Annotated in this window: 19 protein-coding genes and 1 pseudogene; 12 read left to right on the top strand and 8 right to left on the bottom strand. The window is 58.5% G+C overall.

The window, feature by feature from the left end; genetic code table 11:
- Positions 1-86: 86 nt before the first annotated feature.
- Entirely contained in the window at positions 87-2237 is a 2151-nt protein-coding gene (locus tag EQV96_RS21595) for a TonB-dependent receptor (protein ID WP_095020729.1), read from the top strand.
- 42 nt (positions 2238-2279) lie between these two features.
- Here EQV96_RS21595 and EQV96_RS21590 read toward each other — a convergent pair whose 3' ends face one another.
- The 4 genes from EQV96_RS21590 to EQV96_RS21575 all read right to left on the bottom strand — a co-directional run bounded on the left by EQV96_RS21590 (position 2280) and on the right by EQV96_RS21575 (position 5660).
- Positions 2280-2783, bottom strand: coding sequence for a RidA family protein (locus tag EQV96_RS21590; RefSeq protein WP_095002866.1), 504 nt, complete (start codon positions 2781-2783; stop codon positions 2280-2282).
- Between the two features lie 51 nt (positions 2784-2834).
- The gene (locus EQV96_RS21585) at positions 2835-3230 is read right to left on the bottom strand and encodes a cytochrome c (protein ID WP_238705514.1); all 396 of its coding nucleotides are present in this window, start codon (positions 3228-3230) and stop codon (positions 2835-2837) included.
- A gap of 14 nt (positions 3231-3244) precedes the next feature.
- Positions 3245-4774 (bottom strand): flavin monoamine oxidase family protein, encoded by a 1530-nt coding sequence (locus EQV96_RS21580; protein WP_095020784.1) that lies wholly within the window; start codon positions 4772-4774, stop codon positions 3245-3247.
- A 376-nt stretch (positions 4775-5150) separates the two neighbouring features.
- A complete protein-coding gene (locus EQV96_RS21575; protein ID WP_240882383.1) occupies positions 5151-5660 on the bottom strand; it encodes a DUF2938 domain-containing protein in 510 nt (169 codons plus the stop codon).
- Between the two features lie 78 nt (positions 5661-5738).
- Between EQV96_RS21575 and EQV96_RS21570 the strand changes: the two genes are divergently transcribed.
- A complete protein-coding gene (locus EQV96_RS21570) occupies positions 5739-6194 on the top strand; it encodes a helix-turn-helix domain-containing protein (RefSeq protein ID WP_095002869.1) in 456 nt (151 codons plus the stop codon).
- A 224-nt stretch (positions 6195-6418) separates the two neighbouring features.
- On the opposite strand, the pseudogene EQV96_RS21565 reads toward EQV96_RS21570, so the two are convergent.
- Positions 6419-6559, bottom strand: a pseudogene (locus tag EQV96_RS21565) (GNAT family N-acetyltransferase); the annotation flags it as partial.
- Positions 6560-6657: 98 nt separating this feature from the next.
- On the opposite strand from EQV96_RS21565, the gene EQV96_RS21560 reads away from it, so the two are divergent.
- A complete protein-coding gene (locus EQV96_RS21560; protein ID WP_095020785.1) occupies positions 6658-7164 on the top strand; it encodes an N-acetyltransferase in 507 nt (168 codons plus the stop codon).
- A gap of 196 nt (positions 7165-7360) precedes the next feature.
- On the opposite strand, the gene EQV96_RS21555 is transcribed toward EQV96_RS21560, so the two are convergent.
- Entirely contained in the window at positions 7361-7966 is a 606-nt protein-coding gene (locus EQV96_RS21555; protein ID WP_095025364.1) for a hypothetical protein, read from the bottom strand.
- Between the two features lie 728 nt (positions 7967-8694).
- Between EQV96_RS21555 and EQV96_RS21550 the strand changes: the two genes are divergently transcribed.
- The 7 genes from EQV96_RS21550 to EQV96_RS21520 all read left to right on the top strand — a co-directional run bounded on the left by EQV96_RS21550 (position 8695) and on the right by EQV96_RS21520 (position 16129).
- The gene (locus tag EQV96_RS21550) at positions 8695-9411 is read left to right on the top strand and encodes a response regulator transcription factor (RefSeq protein WP_095025363.1); all 717 of its coding nucleotides are present in this window, start codon (positions 8695-8697) and stop codon (positions 9409-9411) included.
- Entirely contained in the window at positions 9408-10751 is a 1344-nt protein-coding gene (locus tag EQV96_RS21545; protein WP_095020733.1) for a histidine kinase sensor domain-containing protein, read from the top strand. Before EQV96_RS21550 ends, EQV96_RS21545 begins: the two co-directional genes overlap by 4 nt.
- A gap of 130 nt (positions 10752-10881) precedes the next feature.
- Positions 10882-13116 carry a TonB-dependent siderophore receptor gene (locus EQV96_RS21540; protein ID WP_095002874.1) on the top strand — a complete coding sequence of 745 codons (2235 nt, stop codon included), beginning with the start codon at positions 10882-10884 and terminating at the stop codon, positions 13114-13116.
- A 123-nt stretch (positions 13117-13239) separates the two neighbouring features.
- Positions 13240-13527, top strand: coding sequence for a DUF3649 domain-containing protein (locus tag EQV96_RS21535; protein WP_218723124.1), 288 nt, complete (start codon positions 13240-13242; stop codon positions 13525-13527).
- Positions 13524-15131, top strand: a complete 1608-nt coding sequence (locus tag EQV96_RS21530) for a PepSY-associated TM helix domain-containing protein (protein ID WP_240882381.1) — start codon at positions 13524-13526, stop codon at positions 15129-15131. The genes EQV96_RS21535 and EQV96_RS21530 overlap by 4 nt, the downstream gene beginning before the upstream one ends.
- 1 nt (position 15132) lies before the next feature.
- The gene (locus tag EQV96_RS21525) at positions 15133-15456 is read left to right on the top strand and encodes a DUF3325 domain-containing protein (RefSeq protein ID WP_240882380.1); all 324 of its coding nucleotides are present in this window, start codon (positions 15133-15135) and stop codon (positions 15454-15456) included.
- Between the two features lie 88 nt (positions 15457-15544).
- A complete protein-coding gene (locus EQV96_RS21520; RefSeq protein ID WP_095002878.1) occupies positions 15545-16129 on the top strand; it encodes a hypothetical protein in 585 nt (194 codons plus the stop codon).
- A gap of 264 nt (positions 16130-16393) precedes the next feature.
- Here the strand turns inward: EQV96_RS21520 and EQV96_RS21515 are convergent, their stop codons facing one another.
- Positions 16394-17608, bottom strand: coding sequence for an aldose 1-epimerase family protein (locus EQV96_RS21515; RefSeq protein ID WP_240882379.1), 1215 nt, complete (start codon positions 17606-17608; stop codon positions 16394-16396).
- A gap of 463 nt (positions 17609-18071) precedes the next feature.
- On the opposite strand from EQV96_RS21515, the gene EQV96_RS21510 reads away from it, so the two are divergent.
- Positions 18072-18398: a hypothetical protein gene (locus EQV96_RS21510; RefSeq protein WP_133145014.1), complete on the top strand. Its 327-nt coding sequence runs from the start codon at positions 18072-18074 to the stop codon at positions 18396-18398.
- A gap of 380 nt (positions 18399-18778) precedes the next feature.
- Here EQV96_RS21510 and EQV96_RS21505 read toward each other — a convergent pair whose 3' ends face one another.
- Complete coding sequence (locus tag EQV96_RS21505) at positions 18779-19687, bottom strand: LysR family transcriptional regulator (RefSeq protein ID WP_240882378.1); 909 nt, start codon at positions 19685-19687, stop codon at positions 18779-18781.
- Positions 19688-19841: 154 nt separating this feature from the next.
- Between EQV96_RS21505 and EQV96_RS21500 the strand changes: the two genes are divergently transcribed.
- Positions 19842-20612 (top strand): SDR family NAD(P)-dependent oxidoreductase, encoded by a 771-nt coding sequence (locus EQV96_RS21500; RefSeq protein WP_095023716.1) that lies wholly within the window; start codon positions 19842-19844, stop codon positions 20610-20612.
- The last annotated feature ends 62 nt before the right edge of the window (positions 20613-20674 follow it).

The raw sequence follows: 20674 nt of genomic DNA, 5'->3' as shown, positions 1-20674 counted from the left end.
GAAGCATCAACAACTTCGCACCGTTTATTGCCCGGTTCTCGGCAGCGCGTTCAGTTATCTGCCGTCATTGGTGTGGAGTGTTACGGATGTTGCAAAGGAAGCATGGATTCAAACGGGCAGGCTTTGTGCCACTGGGTGTATGTACCGGTCTGGTGATCAGTTGCACGGTGCTTGCGGGCGAAAACGCGCCCATGCAACTGCCCAGTATTCAGGTCGACGGCGTGCAATCTGCCGGAGACGATACGGACTACCGTGCGGGCTACAGCTCGACGGCTGACAAGACTGAAACGCCCTTTCTGCAGCAGTCGCAAGTGGTCGATACAGTGACCCGTCAGCAACTCAAGGATCAAGCACCGCAAACCCTCGAAGACGTGATCAAGTTTATGCCCGGGGTGGTGGTCAGCAATAACTTCGGCGGCACCCAGGACAGTTTTATCAAGCGCGGATTCGGTAATTCCGATGATGGCGGCGTATTGCGCGATGGTGTACGCATGCCCATCGGCCGCAACTTTCAACGTGTCACCACCGAGCGCGTGGAGATGCTCAAGGGCCCTGCTTCACTGCTCTACGGCATGCAGGAACCCGGCGGAGTGATCAACGTGATCACGAAAAAACCGCAGTACCAATGGAACAGCACACTGGGCGGCACCCTGAGCGATCAGGGCGGTGGCGATGGCTGGTTCGATGTCACCGGGCCGCTGGGTGACAGCGGGTTCGCCTTTCGATTGATCGGGCAAAACCGCGACGAGGATTACTGGCGCAACTTTGGTCAGAACAAGTCGAAACTGGTCGCCCCTTCGCTGTCCTACGAGTCTGACGATCTGTCGTTTCTCGCCGCTTATGAATACAACGACTACAGCAATACCCTGGACCGTGGCGCGCTGTTCTACAACGGCCATCATGTGGGCAGCCGCGACAAACGCCTGGACGAAAAATGGACCCGCGCCCAAGGCCAGCGCCAGTCGCTCAACACCACCACCGAGTACCGCCTCGACCCCACTTCCAGGGTGCGCCTGACCACGGGCTGGGTGTATGACCATTACAACGACTACCAGGCCGACCCCAGTGAATATCGCCCGGCAACAGGCGAGCTGACCCGGCGGTTTCGTCGTAACGTGGGCGCCAACCGGGAGAACGCTTACCTGTCGCTGGACTGGATTGGTAACAAGACCTGGCTCGGTATCGATCACGACCTGGTCACGGGTGTCGACTATGAAACCCGCCGCGAAGCCAACGGCGACTTCCTGCAAAGCAGCAATGTCGGCGGTTTCTACCCGGCCGACCCGCAGTATGGCCTGCTGCCGCCGGTGGGTAAGGTGAACCCGTCCAACACCAACGGCAAAAGCCATATCAAGGGCCAGTCACTGTACGTCAAAGACACTATCCACCTGGGCGAAAAATGGATTCTGGCCCCGGGCCTGCGCTATCAGCATTACTCGATCGACTCTGGCGCGGGCCTGGACTTCAAGCAAACCACCGATGAGGGCGAATCCAGGCTTTTGCCCTTCCTGGGGCTGGTGTATCAGATGCGTGACGACCTCTCGCTGTATGGCAACTACAGCCAGTCATTCGCTCCCAATGAGATGGAAACCGGCACCACGTTCGAAGGCACCTACAAGTCTGAAACCGGCCGCCAGTACGAAGTCGGCATGAAGTATGACAACGGCGACTGGACCAGCCAGCTGGCGGTGTACGACATCCTGAAAAAGAACGTACAACAGAACACCGGCGAGCTCGACGCGTTCGGCAATATGATCCAGCGCATTGCCGGTGAAGTGCAGTCAAACGGTCTGGAATGGAGCATGAGCGGACGCCTGAACGCGCAGTGGAGCGTCATCGCCAACTACGCCTACACCGATGCACGGATCAAAAAGGACACCCGGCAAACCGAGGGCAACCGCCTGTTCAACGTGGCCCGTCATGTGGGCGGGGCTTACCTGACCTATGAAGTTCCGGCCGATATTTTCGCCGGGCGCTTGCGCCTGGGCTCCGGGGCCCGTTATGTGGGCAAGCGCGCAGGGGATATCAGCAACTCTTTCGAGCTGCCGGACTACACCACGGTGGATGCTTTTGCATCCTGGAAGACCAGCCATCTGCTGGGCAAGGAAACCTCACTGCAGCTCAACGCCAGCAACCTGACCGATCGCAGCTACTTTGTGGCTTCGGGCGGCAACACCCGGCGTGTGAGTTGGGGAGAAGGAAGGACGCTGCGCCTGACTGGAGAAGTCAGCTTCTAGCCTGACAGGCAGGCGCGCTCGCGCCTGCCCCTTGGCCCGGTGTTAAGGTCGGGCGGCCGTCACCTCGATCTCTACCAGGTAGTTGGGGTTGGCCAGGCCGGCTACCTGGAACGCCGAGCGGGTTGGCAGCTTGGGCTGGGCCTTGGTGCCGAAGAACTGGGTATAGCCCTTCATAAATCCGGCGAAATCCATTTTGCCGGTTTCCGGCGTGCCCACCAGATACACCTGCATCTTGATCACATCGCCCATGCTCAGGCCCAGGCTTTTGAGGGTAGCCTCGATATTTTTCAGCACGTTGACCGTCTGCACTTCGGTGTCGCCATAGGCCGCCAGGGTCTTGGGATCGGCCTTGCTGTCGGCAATAGGCGGCACCACGCCACTGAGGTTGACCACGGTGACACCCGGTGGAATTTCCACGGCCAGAGAGATCGGGAAGTCCGAGTTGGGCAGCTTGTGACGGATCACTTCTGCGGCGTTGACCTGGGTAGTCATCAGGCCGGCCAGCACCGAGGTCAACACAAAAGCGGGGATCAATTTTTTAGACATTTTTGTATTCCTTGAGGGTCATGAAAAAAGCGCGCAGTCCATGGTTGCTTGTCAGCGTCGGGTGACCGCCTGAACATCCTCCACTGTCACGGAGTCAGCATAGTGATTGCCAAAATGAGTCCGTACATAGTTGACCACCGAGGCTATCTGCTGGTCATCCATGTACTTCTTGAAACCCGGCATACCGCCCTGCCCTGATGTCACCATATACACCGGGTACACCTTGGCCCCCAGTTTCTGGTTGGCAGCCAGCGCCGGGTAGGCCCCCGCCCCGTGGGAGCCCTGGCCTTCAGCCATATGGCAGCCCTGGCAGACCTGATTGAACAGAGCTTCGCCGCTGGCCTGATCGAACTTGCCGGAGGTGGACAGCATGGGTGCATCTTCAGCAAGCGCAGTGGCACTGACCAGCAGGCCTGCCAGGGTAGCGGTGGTTAAAGTCATTCTCATGGCTAACTCCTGGCTCAGGCCGCTTTCGCGCTGGCAATAATATGGGTATGCAGACGCTTGATCGCATCCTGGGAGGACAGGATCGCGCCCTCCATCCAGGCCGGGATATAGGAAGCATGCTCACCGGCAAGGACGATGCGACCGTCAATCTGGCACAGGTTCTTGTAATGCTGCTGGCGGGTTTCAGGGGTCCACAGGCCATAGCAACCGTTGGTCCAGGGCACGCGGTGCCAGCCGACGGCAATGCCGTTTTCGAACTCTGCCGGGTATTGGGGGTGGACCTGGGCACCGTACTCAACGGCTTTCTGCACGCGCATTTGCGGGCTCATGGCAGTGAACTCATAAGCGTTCGGCCCCCAGATATAGGCACCGAGCAATACGCCCTTGCCCTGCTTGCCATAGTCGGTGCTCGGGTAGCTGATTTTGCTGATCGGCGTATCGGTGTAACTGATGCCGCCGTAGATATGCTCGTCCTGCTCCCAGAACCGGCGCTTGAATTGCAGTCCGACCTTGATCGAAGACTCGTAAGGCACGGCGCGGATCGCGCTCATCATCGGTGCACTGACATCAACCGGCAGTTGCCCGAGGATCGACAGCGGCAATGTGCACACGCACCAGTCGGCCTGCTCCTGCTGTGCCCCACCGCTGCCGTCGCTGTTTTGATAGGTCACGGTCACGCCTTTGTCGTTTTGCTGGATGCGCGTGACCTTGGCGTTGTAATGGATCAGGTCATTGACCTGCTTCTGGAAGGCCTGGGCAATCATGTCCATACCGCCTACGGGCTGGAAAATGCTGCTCTGGAATTCATATTCCTGGCCGCTGGCGATGCTTTGCCACAGATTCGAATCCAGCAGCGCCTTGCAGTCGATCGGCTCGGACGCCACTGCCTCGGGCATCAGGCCGCCACCGTCGTCCACGGCAAAGCCACGGCGCATGCTGGTCTCCAAGGATTTTTTGTAGGCGTTGCTGGCATCCAGCGCACCCCATTTGCGCATCACTTCCAGCAGGCGTTCGCGGTCTTCCCGGGTCAGTGCCTGATCCAGGCCGTGCTGATTGACGGCCTTGCTCAACAACTCGGCCACATGCCCCTGAAAGTCCGCCTGCACTTCACGATAACGCTGCGGCTTGCCGCCAAACGCCTTGGTGGAGTGCACCATTGCGTTGTAGTTGACCTGAATAAAGGGCTCCAGTGCGACGCCGAATTTGTGGCAGTAGTCGAGCACCGCATGGTGGTGATACGGGATGCGCCAAGGGCCGGGGTTGAGGTACAGACCCTTGTCGAATTCGCAATGCTGGGTAGCGCCGCCCAGCTCGGTGAAGCGGTCACCGCCACGCAACGTCCAGCAACGCCCACCGGGTTTGGCATTGAACTCCAGCACCTTGACCTGGTAGCCGGCCTTGCGCAGTTCGTAGGCGGCGGTCATGCCGGCCAGCCCGGCCCCAAGGATCAGTACGCGGGTGCCTTTCGGTGCGCCGCTCAAGGCGAAGTCACGCTGGTAATTTGATTCTGCGGCAAAGCCCAATGAGCTCATCGCCTGATACATCGCAGCGGCGCCTGCTGTCACGCCGATCCAGTTGAGTACTTTGCGTCGGCTCACAACCATTGCTTTCTCTTGCATGACCAGTCCTTTGCATCGAAGGGAAATACGCAGGCAATGAATGACGAACAACCCGGCATGCGGCATCGCCCGACCACAGAAATGTCTGCGCCCGGTGATGTCCCAGAGCAAGCGCTATGCCATGAATTAACGAAGGAAGAAAAAACGCGATCTAGAGAAAAGATCGTCAAACAGACACGGCCAAATGCTTCTACTTAGGTCGGGCAGGTCTGTTTTTGGTGCAAGGCGGATGCGCCAGCATTGGGCAGCTCAGGTGGCTGTGTACCTCATGGGCGCATCGCTGCCGGGTCGGGGCAACGCCTCAGGCATGCGGCGTCGGATAGAGCAGCAGCACCAGCCACCCGGCGACATAGAGCCCCAGGCCAAACGTCAGATGGGTGATCAGGGTTCGGCGCCTTGCCACGTAGGGAGCCGCCGTCTTCGATGCAGCGATGCCGAAGCCGAAGGCGGGCTGCAAGATAAAAAACGGTGCCGCCATACTGATCAAGCCCACGGCCAATGCAGGCATCAGCGTGGGATGGAACAACCACTCCACACCCGTGAGTACAACCAGCAGCAACGCGAAGACAATGCCCGTCAGGTAATGAAAAACCCAGCCGATCAGACGCTCATGCCTGACACGCGGCGCAGCCACAATCGAGGCATGCTGAAACTGCCCCTGGCGCATGAGGCCCAGCCAACGACCGATGAGCCCATAGTCAAGGGACGGGATACCAAAGACCCGTGCACGAATTAAAGCGCCTGCGTCCATGATCAAGGTGGCCCCCACGCCAACCAACAGAATACGCAGTACCATCTCACTTGTTTGCATGTTGTACCCTCTGCATTAAGCCTGTTTTGTCGGCCTGGTCAGAGCAGTCTGCAAGTTCAAGTCGACTTGAGGTCAAGCATGAAAGAAATGGAGATCGGTGAAGTGGCACGGCGCTGCGGCCTGCCGCCCTCAACCCTGCGCTACTACGAAGAAAAAGGGCTGATCCGCTCGACAGGCCGTCGGGGTCTGAGCCGTGTGTTCAGTGCGGATGTACTTCAGTGCCTGTCGTTGATCGCACTGGGGCAGTGTTCGGGGTTTTCACTGGACGATATCGCCGCCATGCTGAAGGCGGACGGTCAGCCCGAAATTGATCACCAGCGGCTGGCAGAAAAAGCTGACGAGCTTGATCGCACCATCCAGCGCTTGAGCACAATTCGCGACGAGCTCAGGCGAGCAGCGGCCTGCCCCGCTCCCCGTCATATTGAATGCCCTGCCTTTCAGAAAAAACTGGCCGCTGTCAGGCCACGCAGCCTCGACAGAAAAAAACCGCGACGCAGTCAAGCTCCCACGGGCAAAAGTCAGAACACCCCATAAATGGCGTTAACAGCCCTGCCCTGTGCGGCTGATAGCGCATCATCGTGGATTTCAGACTGCAAACCAAATTGGCCAGCCAGTGCTTTACGCCCCTTGGGCGTCACTGCAAGCGCCCGGCTGTCGAGGTCCTGGACTACCCATTTGCGGCTCAAGGCCAAGCTCGCCCAGGGCGCTTTCGCCACTCGCCGTAAGTTCATACAAACCCCGGCCGGTAGCTGCTGCAATCAACCTGCCTGCGGCGCAGACGCGGGCGGTGTCGGCATGGTCTTTTCCATCGGCTGGTACACCAGCCCCGCCGACTCGTCCACGTCCCCTGAGCACCTGAAGCCATACCGTTCATAGAAACCCACCGAAGGCAGCGAAGCTGCTCACACTCAGCACGGGCCAACGAACGCATGCACAATGCGCTGGCAGCCACTTGCCGACTCCATCCGAGGTATTTATGGGCATCGAAACGTTGAACATGCACATGACCATTAGCAAAGAACGACCGCAAGACATCGAAGCCATCAGTCGCCTGACCGAGGCAGCGTTCAGGAACGAAGAGTATTCAAGCCACACCGAGCATTTCATCGTCAATGCACTGCGGCGCACCGGGCAACTGAGCATCTCCCTGGTGGCGGCAGAACATGACGAAATCCTCGGCCATGTCGCCATTTCCCCTGTCAGCATTTCGTCCGGGGTAACCGGATGGTATGGCCTGGGGCCGATCAGTGTAAGGCCTGACCGTCAGGGCAAGGGCATCGGTTCGGCATTGATGTGGGCCGCACTGCAACAGCTGCGGCAACAGGGCGCAGCGGGTTGCGTTGTGCTGGGCGACCCTGCCTATTACGGCCGCTTCGGGTTTAAAGCCCACCCCGGCCTTGAGTTGCCCGACGTTCCCCCTGAATACTTCCAGGCCCTGTCCTTTACTGGCGAGCTGCCTGTCGGGGTAGTGAAATACGCTGCGGCGTTTGATGCACGCGAGTAAGTGACCGGGCGTGGTGGGCATTGTTGTTCATTTAAACGATTTCTGCCTTTGTGGGAGCGGGCTTGCTCGCGATGGTCGTCAACGATGACGCGTATTAGCTGAGTAAATGCGGCGCCATGAAGAACATCGCGAGCAAGCCCGCTCCCATACTTGAGCAGCATTGCGGGCGTGGTGGGCATTGCTGCGTTAGCTCTGATTACTTACCGGGCAGCAATGCGATCATCCGGTCAAAGGCCGCCAACGGGTACCTGTCATTACGTGGTTGCGCAACGGGCATTTTTGCAGGAAAGCCCACGTGCACACTGCCGGGCAGCACGTGCTCGATCGCTGCGTACCAGGTCAGTAACGCCTGCTGCAGCCGTACATGCAGCTCGAAATTGCTTCTGCGCCGAGTGGAGTCTGCACGGGCTCGCTGCCGTGCCAGTTGCGGGTCTATGCGCCCGACAATGTAAGCGTCTGCAAAGCCGATACGCCCCTGTGCGACAGTGTCACGGGTGGCGTCCAGTTCTGTTTGCCAGTCGTTTGTGCTGGCTTCATCGATCTGCCAGAGGCACCACAGGTAGTGAAGCTTGAGCGGGTCGCTGTCGCACACCGCCCATGGAGCCCTGGCTTCCATAGCCAGCGCGGCCTGCCATCGATCGACGTTACGCTCGGCCCAGAAAACTGCGGCTGCGACGGGATCACTGGCACGCTCCGGCACACCGTCAAGACGGCCGTGCTCAGCAATCACATGCGGCCCTCCATGCCGGGTGCACCACGTGGTTTTACCGCTGGCGCTGATGCCTTCAACCACCAAAATCATCGATATGGCTACTCCGGCCACAATAGGGGCTCAGGCAGAAAACTGTTGATCAGACCCGGGATAACCCGGAGCTCAGGTTGGACTCAATAACTGAAAAGCCTGTTCCGCGCCTGCTCCACTGGCTACACGCAAGTACATACAGGGGCCCCGGCTGGCTTGAGCCGCATGAGACTTGCCGACGGATGCCTGAAAAATTTACACACTTTTACTCAAGTCCTTATATCACCCGCTAATGGCTATTTGCTATTGTTTTGGATCCAATCATGGAGGCGTAAAAACATGGACAGGGCCAAGGTATCCAAACGCGGCTGGGCGTGGGCGTACCGGAAACTACGCGACTTGCACTGTTCACGGCTATCGTCGTTTTACAGAGCAACCCTGTATGCGGTTCGCGGTGATAGCGGCACTTTTCGCTGCGACCTGACCAGGCAGAAAATCCGCCTGCATCGATAATAAGCGCCGCTCCCATACGTTGAAGAGGATCATCCTGTTTGAGCTAACCTGGCTTGAACTGCCCTGCTGTCTTCCTGTCTTTGCCCTGCTTGCCGGCGTTGCATTCAATGCTGGAGCGCCCGGGTATGTCCATACGTACTGACGCCTTCAGAGCGACCGAAAGCTGAAAGCTCGTACATCTGCATGACGAAAATCTTGCTTTGGTTAGGAATGTGCAACATTTTTTGTCAGAATGAATTATGCATAATAATTCTCATTCACAGGTCTGCCCCTCCATGCAATTCGCCTCTGCTTCCCATATGCCCATCCGTATTCTGGCTATTGAGGATGATCCGGTGCTTGCCGCCGACCTGGATAGCCATCTGGGCCAGCGGGGCTTTTCGGTCACGTTGCGTCACGACGCAGACGACATTCTGCATCTGGTGCGCTCCGAGGGTTTCGATTTGATCCTGATGGACATCATGTTACCCGGCAGCAGTGGCCTGGAGGTGCTCGCCCAAGTGCGCCAGTGCCAGCGTGTCCCGGTCATCCTGATGTCGGCGCTGGGTGCCGAGCAGGACCGGATAACCGGTTTCAGCCAGGGCGCGGACGATTACTTGCCCAAGCCATTCAGCATGCAGGAGATGGATGTACGCATCGATGCCATTCTGAGGCGCGTGGCCTACGAGCACGAGGCCCAGGTAAAAGTGCGCAGCGATTCGCAACTGGAACTTGATCAGCAGGCCATGGATGTTTGCCGCAACGGCCGCTGGGCCGATCTGACCAACACCGAATTCCGGGTACTGGAAATCCTCATTCAGCATCCCGGCGAGGTGTTGAGCAAAGCCTTTCTGTACCAACAGGTCATGCATCGGGCGCACTCACAACATGACCGCAGCCTGGACATGCATGTCAGTCGGGTTCGTCGCAAATTGCAGGCCATCGGTTACAGCGCCGGGCGCGTCGAGACCATACGCGGCATGGGGTATGTGCTGGCGCCGTTGCAGTCATGAGGCTGCCGAACCGGCACTCGCTGCTGTGGCAACTGGTCGGCGTGCTCGCGCTTTTGTGCATGCTGGTGATCAGTTTGCAGGCCGACCTGAGCAAGCGTCTCAAGGATGCCACCGCCCTCCTCTCCGAACCGGCCAAGCAGAGCCATATCGCTTATGCACAACAGGCCGAAACGGCGTGGCGGGAACGCGGCACGCAAGGCGTTGACGAGTTCCTGCACAGCTTGCGCAAACAGGAACGGGTGTGGGCCGCCGTCGTCGATGAGCACCAGCAATCATTGTCTTCGCAGCCTCTGGATGAACATGAGCGTCGTAAGCTCGACTTTGTCCGTCCGCTTCACTGGACCGTAGGACGGCCAAACGGCTGGCCAACGTTCTATGTGCCTTTCAGCGACGACAAAGCGCGTCTGGTCATGGAGCTGCCGCATCGTTTCAACCCGCGTGAGCACTTGCGGGTGTGGGAGGTGCTGCTGCAATGGGTACTGCCGGCGGGCTTGGCGCTGCTGCTCGGCTTCCTGCTCTACCGTGTGTTGATCGCCCCCGTGGTGACCCTGCGCCGCCAGGCGGCAGCATTGAGCTCGGGCAACCTGTCGGCCCGCGCAGGGCCGCAGGTGGCTCGGCGGCGCGACGAGCTGGGCGACCTGGGGCGAACCTTCGATCACATGGCCGAGCGCCTGGAAAACACCCTGGCGCTGCAGCGTCGGCTGATGCGTGACTTGTCCCATGAGTTGCGTACGCCGTTGAGCCGACTGCGCGTGACCGGTGAACGTGAACCGGACATGGATGCCATGCGCCAGCGCCTCGAACGTGAGGTACAGAGCATGGATCGATTGATCGGCGATACGCTGGAGCTGGTGTGGCTGGACACCGAGCGCCCCGCCCTGGCGCTGGAGCCGGTGGAGCTGGACCAGTTATGGGAGGTGTTAAGTGGCGACGCCAGCTTCGAGAGCGGTTGGCCGATCGAGCGTCTGCGCTGTGATTTGCCCCCTGACTGTCGCGTCATGGGTAACCTGAACAGCCTGGCGCAGGCGCTGGAAAACATCTTGCGCAACGCCATCCGCCATTCACCGCAACACGGCGCAGTGACATTCACCGGTGTCAGCAAGGGCGCCTATTGGTACGTGTGGATCGAAGACCAGGGGCCCGGCGTCGCTCCCGACAAGCTCGAACAGATTTTTCAGCCCTTCACCCGACTCAACGCCGCACGCCCCGGCGGCAGTGGCTTCGGCCTCGGTTTGTCGATTGCCCGCAGCGTCGTGCAATTGCAGGGCGGCGAAATCTGGGCAGAAAACACTGACAGTGGATTGCGCATAAATCTGAAATTGCAAATGTATAAAATGTAAATAAGATTTACTCACGTTTGCGAATCACTTCTATTAGCGCCGCCCATGGAGATTCAGGCTTAACCGAGCCCCCTGCTGACAGGATGCTCAGACACTCCATTGGGCTCATCCACTAACAGGAGTGTTGTCGATGTACCCGCGATTCAAGCTCAATCATCTTGTCCTCGCCTTGATGGCCTGCTCGCCCGGCGCTGCGCTGGCCGAAACCGAACTGCTGGCGGCGCCGGCGTCAGACAATGTCTTGCAACTCGATGATACCCATGTTGTGGCCACTGCCGCGCAAGAGCTCAAGCAAGCCCCCGGGGCATCGATCATCACGGCCGAAGACATCAAGAAACGCCCGCCCGTCAATGACCTGTCCGATATCATCCGCAAAATGCCAGGGGTCAACCTGAGCGGCAACAGCGCCAGCGGTACACGTGGCAATAACCGCCAGATCGACCTGCGCGGCATGGGCCCGGAGAACACCCTGATCCTGATCGACGGCAAGCCCGTGACCTCACGCAACGCCGTGCGTTACACCCGTTCCGGCGAGCGCGATACCCGTGGCGACAGCAACTGGGTGCCGGCTGACGAAGTCGAGAGCATCGAGGTGCTGCGAGGCCCGGCGGCCGCACGCTACGGCTCCGGCTCGATGGGGGGTGTGGTGAACATCATCACCAAGCGCCCGACACAGGAACTCAGCGGTTCGCTCTCGGCGTACACCAACCTGCCCGAGGACGATGCCGAAGGCATGACCAAACGCACCACGTTCAGCCTCTCCGGCGCGCTGAGCGAAGCGCTGGCATTTCGTGTCTACGGCAACCTGAACAAGACTGACGCCGACGACTCCGATATCAACCTCGCGCACACCGACACCGCCTCCGGTTCTGCATTGGCTGCCGGCCGCGAAGGGGTCCGCAATAAAGACATCAACGCGTTGTTGAGCTGGGCGCTGGACGATCAGCAGACCCTCGATTTCGAGACCGGTTTTAGCCGGCAAGGCAATATTTACACCGGGGATGTCGGCACCGGGGGAACAGACTCGCAGACGCCCGGCAGCACGATCAACCAATGGCTGGGGCGTGAAACCAACACCATGTACCGGCAGAATTTTTCCGTTACCCATCGGGGTGACTGGGCGTTCGGGACATCACGGGTGTTGGCGCAATACGAGAAAACCCGCAACAACCGATTGCAAGAAGGCCAGACCGGTGCGGTCGATGGTGACATCAGCGCCAACGCAGACAAGAGTACCAGTACCTATGACAGCTACTTGCTCCAGGGCGAACTGAACATCCCCCTGCAAGTGCTGCTGCCACAAACCTTGACCCTCGGCGCGGAATGGAATCGCCAGGAGCTGGACGACCCGAGCACCTTCGACCGGGCCGTCGGCACCACATTGCCCAACTCGGCGTTGGGTGCACGCTCGTCCTATATGGACGCGACGATCATGGCCTTGTTCATGGAAGACAATATCGAGTTGAGCCCCAAATGGTTCCTGACGCCCGGGCTGCGCCTGGACCATCATGATCAATTCGGCGCCAACTGGAGCCCGAGCCTGAACAGTTCCTACATGTTGACCGACGACATCACGTTGAAGGGCGGTATTGCCCGCGCCTTCAAGGCGCCGAATTTGTACCAGTTGAACCCCAACTACCTGTATCGCAGTAACGGCAACGGGTGTGCACCCACACTGCTCAGCACGGGTTGCTATGTGTTGGGCAATAAAAACCTCGAGCCCGAGATCAGCATTAACAAAGAGCTGGGCATCAGCTTTGCCCGGGATGGATGGACCGCCGGGATCACCTACTTCCGTAATGATTACGACAACAAAATCGTGGCTTCGAACGATTTGGTCGACAAGACCCTGGCCAACGAGGCCATCCTGCAATGGGATAACGCCAAGGATGCCGTGGTCAAGGGATGGGAAGGAAACGTCGGCATTCCATTGCTCGGTGAGAATGGCAATACGCTGAGCTGGAACACCAACTTCACCTATATGCAGTCCAACAAGGACGGCGACGGCAACCCGTTGTCGGTGGTGCCCAAGTACACGGTAAACACCATGCTCGACTGGCAGGCTACGCAGGCACTTACCCTGAGCCTGACCGGGACCTATTACGGCAAGCAAGAGCCGCGGGTATTCAACCCGACACGTGATGTTGCCGTCATCGCCACAAACGAGCTGCAAACCCTTGACCCTTACCATATCTGGGGTGTTGGCGGGACCTACCAGGTAAACAAGAACCTGTCGCTCGGTGCCGGCATCAACAACCTGTTCGACAAGCGCGTGTACCGCGAGGGCTCGGGCACCACAGCCGGGGCCAGCACTTACAACGAGCCGGGGCGCGCGTTCTACGCATCGATCAGCACCTCGTTCTGATCCCCGCGCTCACAGGCGCACTTGATCACCCACCCAACGCTCAGCCGCTAACCAGGCTGGGCGTTGGCGTACAGCTTGATAAAAATACTCCGGTATCGTGCCGGGAACTGATGAGCATGCCAGATGAAAACACCCCCCCATTACGGCCCGACAGTGTCGCGTATCCTTGCGGCGCTGTGCGGCGGCTACCTGTTCACTTACGCCTTCACTGCGGCACTTGCGCGCTTGCTGCCGATGAATAAAGTCGATGCGCTGGTGACGGCCAGCCTGGTGTCATTTGCGGTCTACAGCCTGGCGATTCTTTGGGCATTTGCCTGCCGCAGTGCCCGCCGCGCATGGGCCGGGCTAAGCCTGGCTGTGCCCTTGGCGGCGATCGGTTTCTGGCCGCACTGGATGGAGATACCGGGATGAAAAGCAAAACCATCACCCAGTCCCTTGCCTGGCTGCACACGTGGGGCGGGCTGATTTTCGGCTGGATCCTGTTTGCAATCTTCCTCACCGGCACCCTCGCAGTGTTTGATAAGGAAATTGATAGCTGGATGCGGCCGGAAATCCCGGCCCACACGCTCACGCCAAGCGAAGCCGCACAACGCGCACTCGACTATCTGCACGCGCAACAACCGAACGCCAGCACCTGGAACATCGGCCTGCCCACCGAGCGATCATCAGGGCTGACCGTCTCCAGCGGTGAACAACGGCGTGGCGGTGGCGTGAACCTGGACCCGGAAAGCGGCGCCCCGCTTGACGTCCGCAAGACAGCGGGTGGCGGGTTCTTTTTTCGCTTCCATTTCACCCTCGACCTGCCGCGCAATATCGGCATCTGGGTGGTTGGCCTGGCCGCCATGGGCATGCTCGTCGCACTTGTCAGCGGCATCGTCATTCACAAAAAATTCTTCAAGGATTTTTTCACCTTCCGCCCGGCCAAGGGCCAACGTTCCTGGCTGGACGCGCATAACGCCACCGGTGTGCTGGTACTGCCTTTCCATCTGATGATTACCTACACCGGCCTGGTGATTTTTTACCTGACCTACATGCCCGCGGCGATGGACGCACTGTTCGATGGCGATCGTGTCGCGGCCAGTGGAGCGCTACGCGGGGCGCCTGCTGAACAGCGTGCAGAACACAATCACACACCCGGCAAGCAAGACGTCGCCACTGCGGGTGCACGCCGTGAGGGACAGAGGCCAGGGCGTGGCGAGCCTCTTCACCCCGTCTCCCAGCCTGCACCGCTGACCGCCATAGGACCTTTACTGGCCGAAGCCGAGCGAAGCATGGGGCCGGTTTCCGGACTGTCGATTAAACATCCCGGTCGCAGTGATGCTCGCATTGAAGCGCGCCCCTTTCTGGGTAATCGTATCGAGCTGACCAAGGGCGCCAGCATGGTGTTCGACGGCGTTACGGGCAAAGTCTTGCGGCAACCGCAGCAGAGCCGACCGAGCCTGCTGACCCAGAAAGTCATGTCCGGCTTGCACTTCGCCCAGTTCGGCGGTTATCCCATGCGCTGGTTGTACTTTGTCTGCGGCCTGGCCAGTTGCGCCATGCTGGCCACCGGTGTGGTGCTGTTTACCGTCAAACGGCGCCGTCGTCACGATAGCGAAGGGGTGATCGGTGCGATGCTGTATCACGCTGCCGAACGCATCAACGTAGCGGTCGTGGCCGGGCTGGTGCTGGCATCTATCGCACTGCTGTGGGCCAACCGGTTGCTGCCGTTGCAATGGGCCGGGCGTGACCAATGGGAAGTGCGGGTTTTCTTTCTGGTGTGGCTTGCCAGTCTGGGCCATGCCATCGTCAGGCCCAGACTCGCTGCCTGGCGCGAACAGTTGGGCCTCGCGGCCTTGATGTGTTTGAGCTTGCCCCTGCTGAATCTGATTTTTGTCAATCGAGGGGACGGGCTCTACCTGGAACTCACCCTCGTAGTGATAGGTGCGCTGCTGGCCTGGGCAGCCTGGCAGACAGGACAACCGGCCAGACAAGCAGTACCGCGTAAATCCTCTAACACCCTGGAGCAGCATTGAGATGAACCTTGCCTTGATCGCGGGTATGTTGCTGGCCTGTGGCGGCATGTTGGGTTTGTGCCTGGGGCTGGAGCGGTATTACAAACAGCTCAGGCAACCCACGCCCGCCCCTGTCGTCCTGCGAACATTACGCTGCACCGGCTGGATTGCCCTGCTGGCCAGCTTGGCCTGTTGTATTCAAACCTGGGGCGGGCCCATGGGTGCCGTTGCCTGGCTCGGCAACCTCTCCCTCGCGGCACTCACGGTAGCGTTCCTGCTGCCTTACGCCTCGCGGCTGCGCAGAGTGCCTGAGCCAGAGAGGGCTGAGGTCAGGCAAACAACTTGAGAGACGCTTGGGTGGGGGTTGCCTTCAAGGCCGGGACGACTCAGATTACGCAACAGGATGTAACTTCTGACTTTCCAAGGTGGAATAGATGTTGAACAAAGCCCTGAAACGCAACGCCCTCCTCGCCCTCCTCTCTGCCGTTTTGCCCTCTGTGGTCATGGCTGCCACCCCTGAAATGCCCAAGGGTATGACGGTCAAAGAGCTCATGCCCAGCAAGCCGTTCCCAACGACGTACCCCGGGTTTGAAGGCCAGAAAAGCAAGTTTCCGGCGCAACTTGAAGGCAGCGGCGAGTTCGAGGTGACGCGTGTGGCCAGCGTTTGCGCTGACCCGGACAACCCGATCAACTTCGCGATGGAGGCCGAGAGTTTTATCCGAATGGGTAACAAGCCGGTGGCCGATGTACTGGAAAAACGCAACATTGATTGGGAGATGTGTGACGCCTCGGTGGTAGGCCAGAAACTCAAGGTGGTTCGCTTGCAGCTGTTGGGCATGGGCTGCGGCTTTCCCTTTGTGGGCCAGCAAAAAATCCCTGTCGACCAGATCAGCCAGCATGCCTGCTTTTACGTGCCCGTGGTTGAGTTCAACGGCAAGGAGCAATTGATGGCCAGCGATGCGCTGAAAGGTTTCGAGGGGTTTGCGGTAGAGCGTTTGAGTGCTTACCTGAACCCGTAAATGCCTGTACGCCACAGGCTTGATGCCTCGCTACCCCTTACCTGCGCCGAGTGCCTGGCGTCCTGAAAAGGGGATAGCCTCAACGCGCTGGCCTCTGCCTGCGCGTTGCCCCATCGGCATCAGCCCCCCGCCCAACAGCAGCAAACCGGCGGCGAAGAAGATGTAAATCCCGTACACACCGGTGGACCTTGAACAAACCGAGGAATAAGGTGCGAACATTTGGCCGAGGCTGCGCCATATCGGCCGACGGTGCTCTAGCCGGTGCTATCTCTTGGTCAGATCAACCAATGGCGTTTGCCGTACCTCAGTTTCCCGCCCACCCTGAATGTCGCTCACTCGCTTCAAAGCCTTATCAACAGCCACCTTATCCGCCAATAAGCTATAGCTAATGTGGAACTGCTTGTGTTCCTTCGGCCCAATTGTTGGTACCAAATTCAGTGGCCGCTGATAACGGCGGTTGTAGGAAAAACTTGTCCCCGGTTCCAAGCCGGTAACATAGCCCTGGCCTTGGGTATCGGTGTTTTTCCACAGGGAAAACACCGGCAGTGTCTGAGTATTGAAGCCGACTGAAACGCCCAGGCTGCCGGCCTTGTTATGCAACACGGTCAACGTATCGCCCTTGGCATCGCCATACGGCACCACGTTGTAAACCGTTTCGTCGTAGTCCTTGGTCGGTGCACGGTAGGTTTGCCAGTCGGGCAGATCGTCCTTGGCCTTGTCGTTGAACGGCGACACCTGTTTCACCGGTGCGGCGAAACGAGCGCCCTGCTCCAGGAACGGGGTGCTGAAGTTACTGTGATAGAGCGCCTGGTATTCCTTTGGATAGTCGCCGTTGTTGGTTAGGGTGTCGTTGAGGGAGAACACTACGCTGCCGGGCTCGGTGACCAATTCGGTAGCGACGGAAAAATCGACCTTTTTGAACGCCTGCTCTTTCAGTTCGCCGCGCAGGGTGATGGCATACGGCGGTTTTTCATCGATATGCAGGGTGACTTTACTTGCAGGAATGTTAGCGGCCCGACCATGCAGGGTCAGCAGTTCGCCGTTGTCGACTCCTGGGTGGCCGACCCATTCGTATCCACAGCGGGTGACCAGCTCATTGAAACCTTCCAGCCAGCCCAGACCACCACGACCATTAAGTTCGATAAAGGACGGGTTGACCACTTCCTTGACCGGCGAATCCCAGCCCATGCGCACATTACCTACCGAGGCCTGCAAGACGTTCATTCCGCGAGTAGGCACTACCGAGAGTTTCATCGTACCGTTATCGATGTCCACAATGCTGACGCCCTCCTGCCGACCACCGTGCAAGGTGCGCAAGGTGATGCTGAAGGGTTTATCGGTTTTTACGCCGAGTTGCTGGCTGCTGATCTGCCAGTTCTGGGCGCCATGGTCGGTGTCGAGCAGAACATAGTCCCAGGCCATGGCGTGGGAGGCTGCGGACAGTGTAGTGAGGGCAACAAAGAGTTTGAGCGGGGTCATGGCAACAGCCTTTCTTGGAATTGTGCCTTTTTATAGACTTGATGAAACGTTTCATCAAGCTTTAAAACCGACCCAAAGCCGCAAAATACCCAGAAAAATCGGGGGAACATCGAATGTTTTTTCGATGTCATCACGAGCACACTTGCTCCCAAATCAGATCGAATATGAGCGCTCGCAGGTGAGGCACTTATCGCAGTAACTCCTGCAAGATGAACTTCACCCACTGCGGATCGGAAGCGCCCCTGATGCGCAGCCTGGCTGTTCCTGGCTCAATACCGATCTCGGAAACCGATTCTATTGACGGAACATGGTTAGCGATAAAACAGCATAAACAATCACACACACTATTCCACCCAGCCAAGCTAAAGAACAGCACTCCCCTCCCCACCTGAAGTGCTACTGTCTTTATAAGTCGAGCACGGCGCACGACTTGTAAATCGAACTTCTCACAAGGACAAGCAAAGTGACAAAATATTACTTCCTATTCACTTATTCAATTTCTCCGACAGGAGATACTGACACTGCAGCCAAAGCAGCTGACAAAGTCAGAAAAGGGATTGCCAATATAGAAAATTCCGACTGGAACAAACTCTCCACTGTTGAAACCACGTTCTCCGGCCGGCTGACACTGACAGCTGAAACGGTCTGTGAAAAAAGAGAGGAAGCAAGAGGCCTTGTCTGTCGTGAAGTGAAAGCCGTAGTCGACGCTCATAAAGCGTGCTGCGAGATACGTGCCGACATCTCTTTACTCGTCGACGGCCTCGGCCCGCGCATGGATATCGTCATTTAATTGCACGCCAGTCCTCAACCGGGTGCAATTGAAAAGTAACTTGCAGCACTTCCCCTGCCCCTTCCCACCCAAGTCGGGCGAATTCAATATATATTGCCAGCACTTACCGGGACATACGTTTTTCGAAGGAAGAAAACACTGTAACTCAAACATGACAACCTGAACACCACCTGACAGTTACACCTAAATATCCAAACTATAATTAATAAACATCGCTCCAACTTTCTTCACTCAAGATCGAGCCAGTAGTTTTGCATCTGAATACGATCTTCGGAGACGTAGTTACTTGTGTAAGTGATTTAAAAAACGGGTTTTGTCTGCAAGACTGAAGTAGCACGCAGCGGCTTGCTTACTCCTGATGCAGGCCCAACCCGTTTCAATCAGCGAACCAGGCCTGCGACGAAATCAAGAAGCGCGCGAGTCTTTGCGGGAACATGATGTCGCGACGGGTAGTATGCATAGAGCGGAAAACGCTGCTCCGACCAATCGGGAAACAGCTGAACAAGCTGCCTGGAAGAGGTATATTCTTCAATTCCCAACTCGAACAACTGCGCAATACCGAGCCCGGCCAAGCATGTGCTATAGACCGTACCCGGATCGTTGACGGTCAACATGCCCTGCGGCTTGACTGTGACCTTCTTGCGGCGCTGATGAAACTCCCAGGCAAACGGGCGGCCGGTGACTGGCTCCCTGAACAGGATGCAGCGATGGTCCGAAGTCTCGAGCTCCATAGGGTCCTTTGGATGGCCGAAACGCTCAAGATAAGCCGGTGATGCCATGGCCAAAACTCGCGTATCGAGGAGTTTTCTCGCCACTAACGACGACGGCTGAGGATGGCCGAAGCGGATCGCGATGTCGAAACCATCCGCGATCAAATCACCCAGGTCTTCCTTGCTGCGCAGCTCCATTTCGAGCTCAGGGTGGCTATCCATGAACGCGCCCAATCGGGGACCGAGGATCAGTCTCGCAAATAGCGGGTCCACGTTGACGCGCAGCCGGCCACGAACCTTTTGCGCATCACTGGCGGCGCTGCCTGTCGCCTCGGCAAGCGCATCGATCAGAGGCATCACCTCTTCGTAGAAACTGCGCCCTTCGTCGGTCAGCCTCACTGATCGCGTCGTGCGTTCGAACACTCGGATGCCCAATCTTCTCTCCAGGCGGGCTATTGCCCTGCTCACGCCAGATTGAGACATATCCAGTACCTCAGCAGCCCCGCCAAAGCTGCGCGCATCAACGACAGCCGCCATAACGTCGACGCCCTCCAGCAACCGGGAACTTAATGCCCTCATTGATGACTCCCGCGCATGAATATTATGCGTGCCATGCTATCGCATTATAAGGCCCGAAATCCCAACATTGCTCCAACGCTGAGTCGGCTACCCCATGCCGACCCTACACCCCATTGAGGCCACCCCCGACGTGGCATTCACCGGAGCAATGACAATGACGCGCATCCTCGTTACCGGATCCTCCGACGGCCTGGGTCAAATGGCGGCACGCCTGCTCGTGGCCAACGGTCATCAGGTCGTGCTGCATGCCCGAAATCACGCCCGGGCGGCCCATGCCATCGCTCAAGTTCCCGGCGCGCAGACGGCACTCGTCGGGGACCTTTCCAGCATCGCAGAAACCAAGGCGCTTGCTGCCAGCATCAATGAACTGGGCCCCTTCGATGCCATCATTCACAATGCCGCTGTCGGCTTCCAGGAGCGCGAGCGCATCGCCACAGTGGACGGCCTGCCCCATGTCTTTGCCGTGAACTCTCTGGCGCCCTACATTCTGACCGCCATGGTCAAGCGACCCAAGCGCCTGGTCTACATGAGCTCCAGGCTTCACTTGAAGGGTAATCCCTCTCTCAGCGACCTGACCTGGGAATCGCGACGCTGGTCCGGGATGCAGGCCTACTCGGACTCCAAGCTTCACGCGGTCCTGCTTGCTTTTGCCGCCGCGCGTCACTGGCCAGACGTGCTGTCCAACTGCGTCGAACCAGGTTGGGTTGCCACGAAGATGGGCGGCCCTGAGGCTACGGATGACCTTGACCTCGCGCCCCGCACCCAGGCGTGGCTCGCTGCAGGCACTGCAGCGCGCGTAACCGGCGACTACTTCTATCACCAGCGGTCGGCAGAAGTTCACAGCGCTGCGTTTGACCCCGCGCTTCAAGAGCGATACCTGGCCGCTTGTGCGCAACTCTCAGGCATTGAGTTTCCCCCACGATAAGTTCGCATGGCCCATCAGTCGGCATGCCGGTCGCCACAGTACACCGGGTGCACGCACGGCTT

This window comes from Pseudomonas sp. TMW22080, assembly GCF_022496745.1.
GTDB classification, from domain to species: Bacteria; Pseudomonadota; Gammaproteobacteria; order Pseudomonadales; family Pseudomonadaceae; genus Aquipseudomonas; species Aquipseudomonas bubulae.
The sequence above is the reverse complement of the archived record's forward strand: the minus strand, read 5'-3'. Positions and strand labels throughout refer to the sequence as shown.

Bases quoted from the DNA above. Each gene is read 5' to 3' on its own strand.
- EQV96_RS21530 (WP_240882381.1), top strand. From the start codon at position 13,524: ATGAAAAGCAAAACCATCACCCAGTCCCTTGCCTGGCTGCACACGTGG.
- EQV96_RS21590 (WP_095002866.1), bottom strand. From the start codon at position 2,783: ATGTCTAAAAAATTGATCCCCGCTTTTGTGTTGACCTCGGTGCTGGCC.
- EQV96_RS21540 (WP_095002874.1), top strand. From the start codon at position 10,882: ATGTACCCGCGATTCAAGCTCAATCATCTTGTCCTCGCCTTGATGGCC.
- EQV96_RS21560 (WP_095020785.1), top strand. From the start codon at position 6,658: ATGCACATGACCATTAGCAAAGAACGACCGCAAGACATCGAAGCCATC.
- EQV96_RS21500 (WP_095023716.1), top strand. From the start codon at position 19,842: ATGACGCGCATCCTCGTTACCGGATCCTCCGACGGCCTGGGTCAAATG.
- EQV96_RS21520 (WP_095002878.1), top strand. From the start codon at position 15,545: ATGTTGAACAAAGCCCTGAAACGCAACGCCCTCCTCGCCCTCCTCTCT.
- EQV96_RS21505 (WP_240882378.1), bottom strand. From the start codon at position 19,687: ATGAGGGCATTAAGTTCCCGGTTGCTGGAGGGCGTCGACGTTATGGCG.
- EQV96_RS21545 (WP_095020733.1), top strand. From the start codon at position 9,408: ATGAGGCTGCCGAACCGGCACTCGCTGCTGTGGCAACTGGTCGGCGTG.
- EQV96_RS21575 (WP_240882383.1), bottom strand. From the start codon at position 5,660: ATGCAAACAAGTGAGATGGTACTGCGTATTCTGTTGGTTGGCGTGGGG.
- EQV96_RS21525 (WP_240882380.1), top strand. From the start codon at position 15,133: ATGAACCTTGCCTTGATCGCGGGTATGTTGCTGGCCTGTGGCGGCATG.
- EQV96_RS21555 (WP_095025364.1), bottom strand. From the start codon at position 7,966: ATGATTTTGGTGGTTGAAGGCATCAGCGCCAGCGGTAAAACCACGTGG.
- EQV96_RS21550 (WP_095025363.1), top strand. From the start codon at position 8,695: ATGCAATTCGCCTCTGCTTCCCATATGCCCATCCGTATTCTGGCTATT.
- EQV96_RS21585 (WP_238705514.1), bottom strand. From the start codon at position 3,230: ATGAGAATGACTTTAACCACCGCTACCCTGGCAGGCCTGCTGGTCAGT.
- EQV96_RS21570 (WP_095002869.1), top strand. From the start codon at position 5,739: ATGAAAGAAATGGAGATCGGTGAAGTGGCACGGCGCTGCGGCCTGCCG.
- EQV96_RS21595 (WP_095020729.1), top strand. From the start codon at position 87: ATGTTGCAAAGGAAGCATGGATTCAAACGGGCAGGCTTTGTGCCACTG.
- EQV96_RS21515 (WP_240882379.1), bottom strand. From the start codon at position 17,608: ATGACCCCGCTCAAACTCTTTGTTGCCCTCACTACACTGTCCGCAGCC.
- EQV96_RS21535 (WP_218723124.1), top strand. From the start codon at position 13,240: ATGAAAACACCCCCCCATTACGGCCCGACAGTGTCGCGTATCCTTGCG.
- EQV96_RS21580 (WP_095020784.1), bottom strand. From the start codon at position 4,774: ATGTATCAGGCGATGAGCTCATTGGGCTTTGCCGCAGAATCAAATTAC.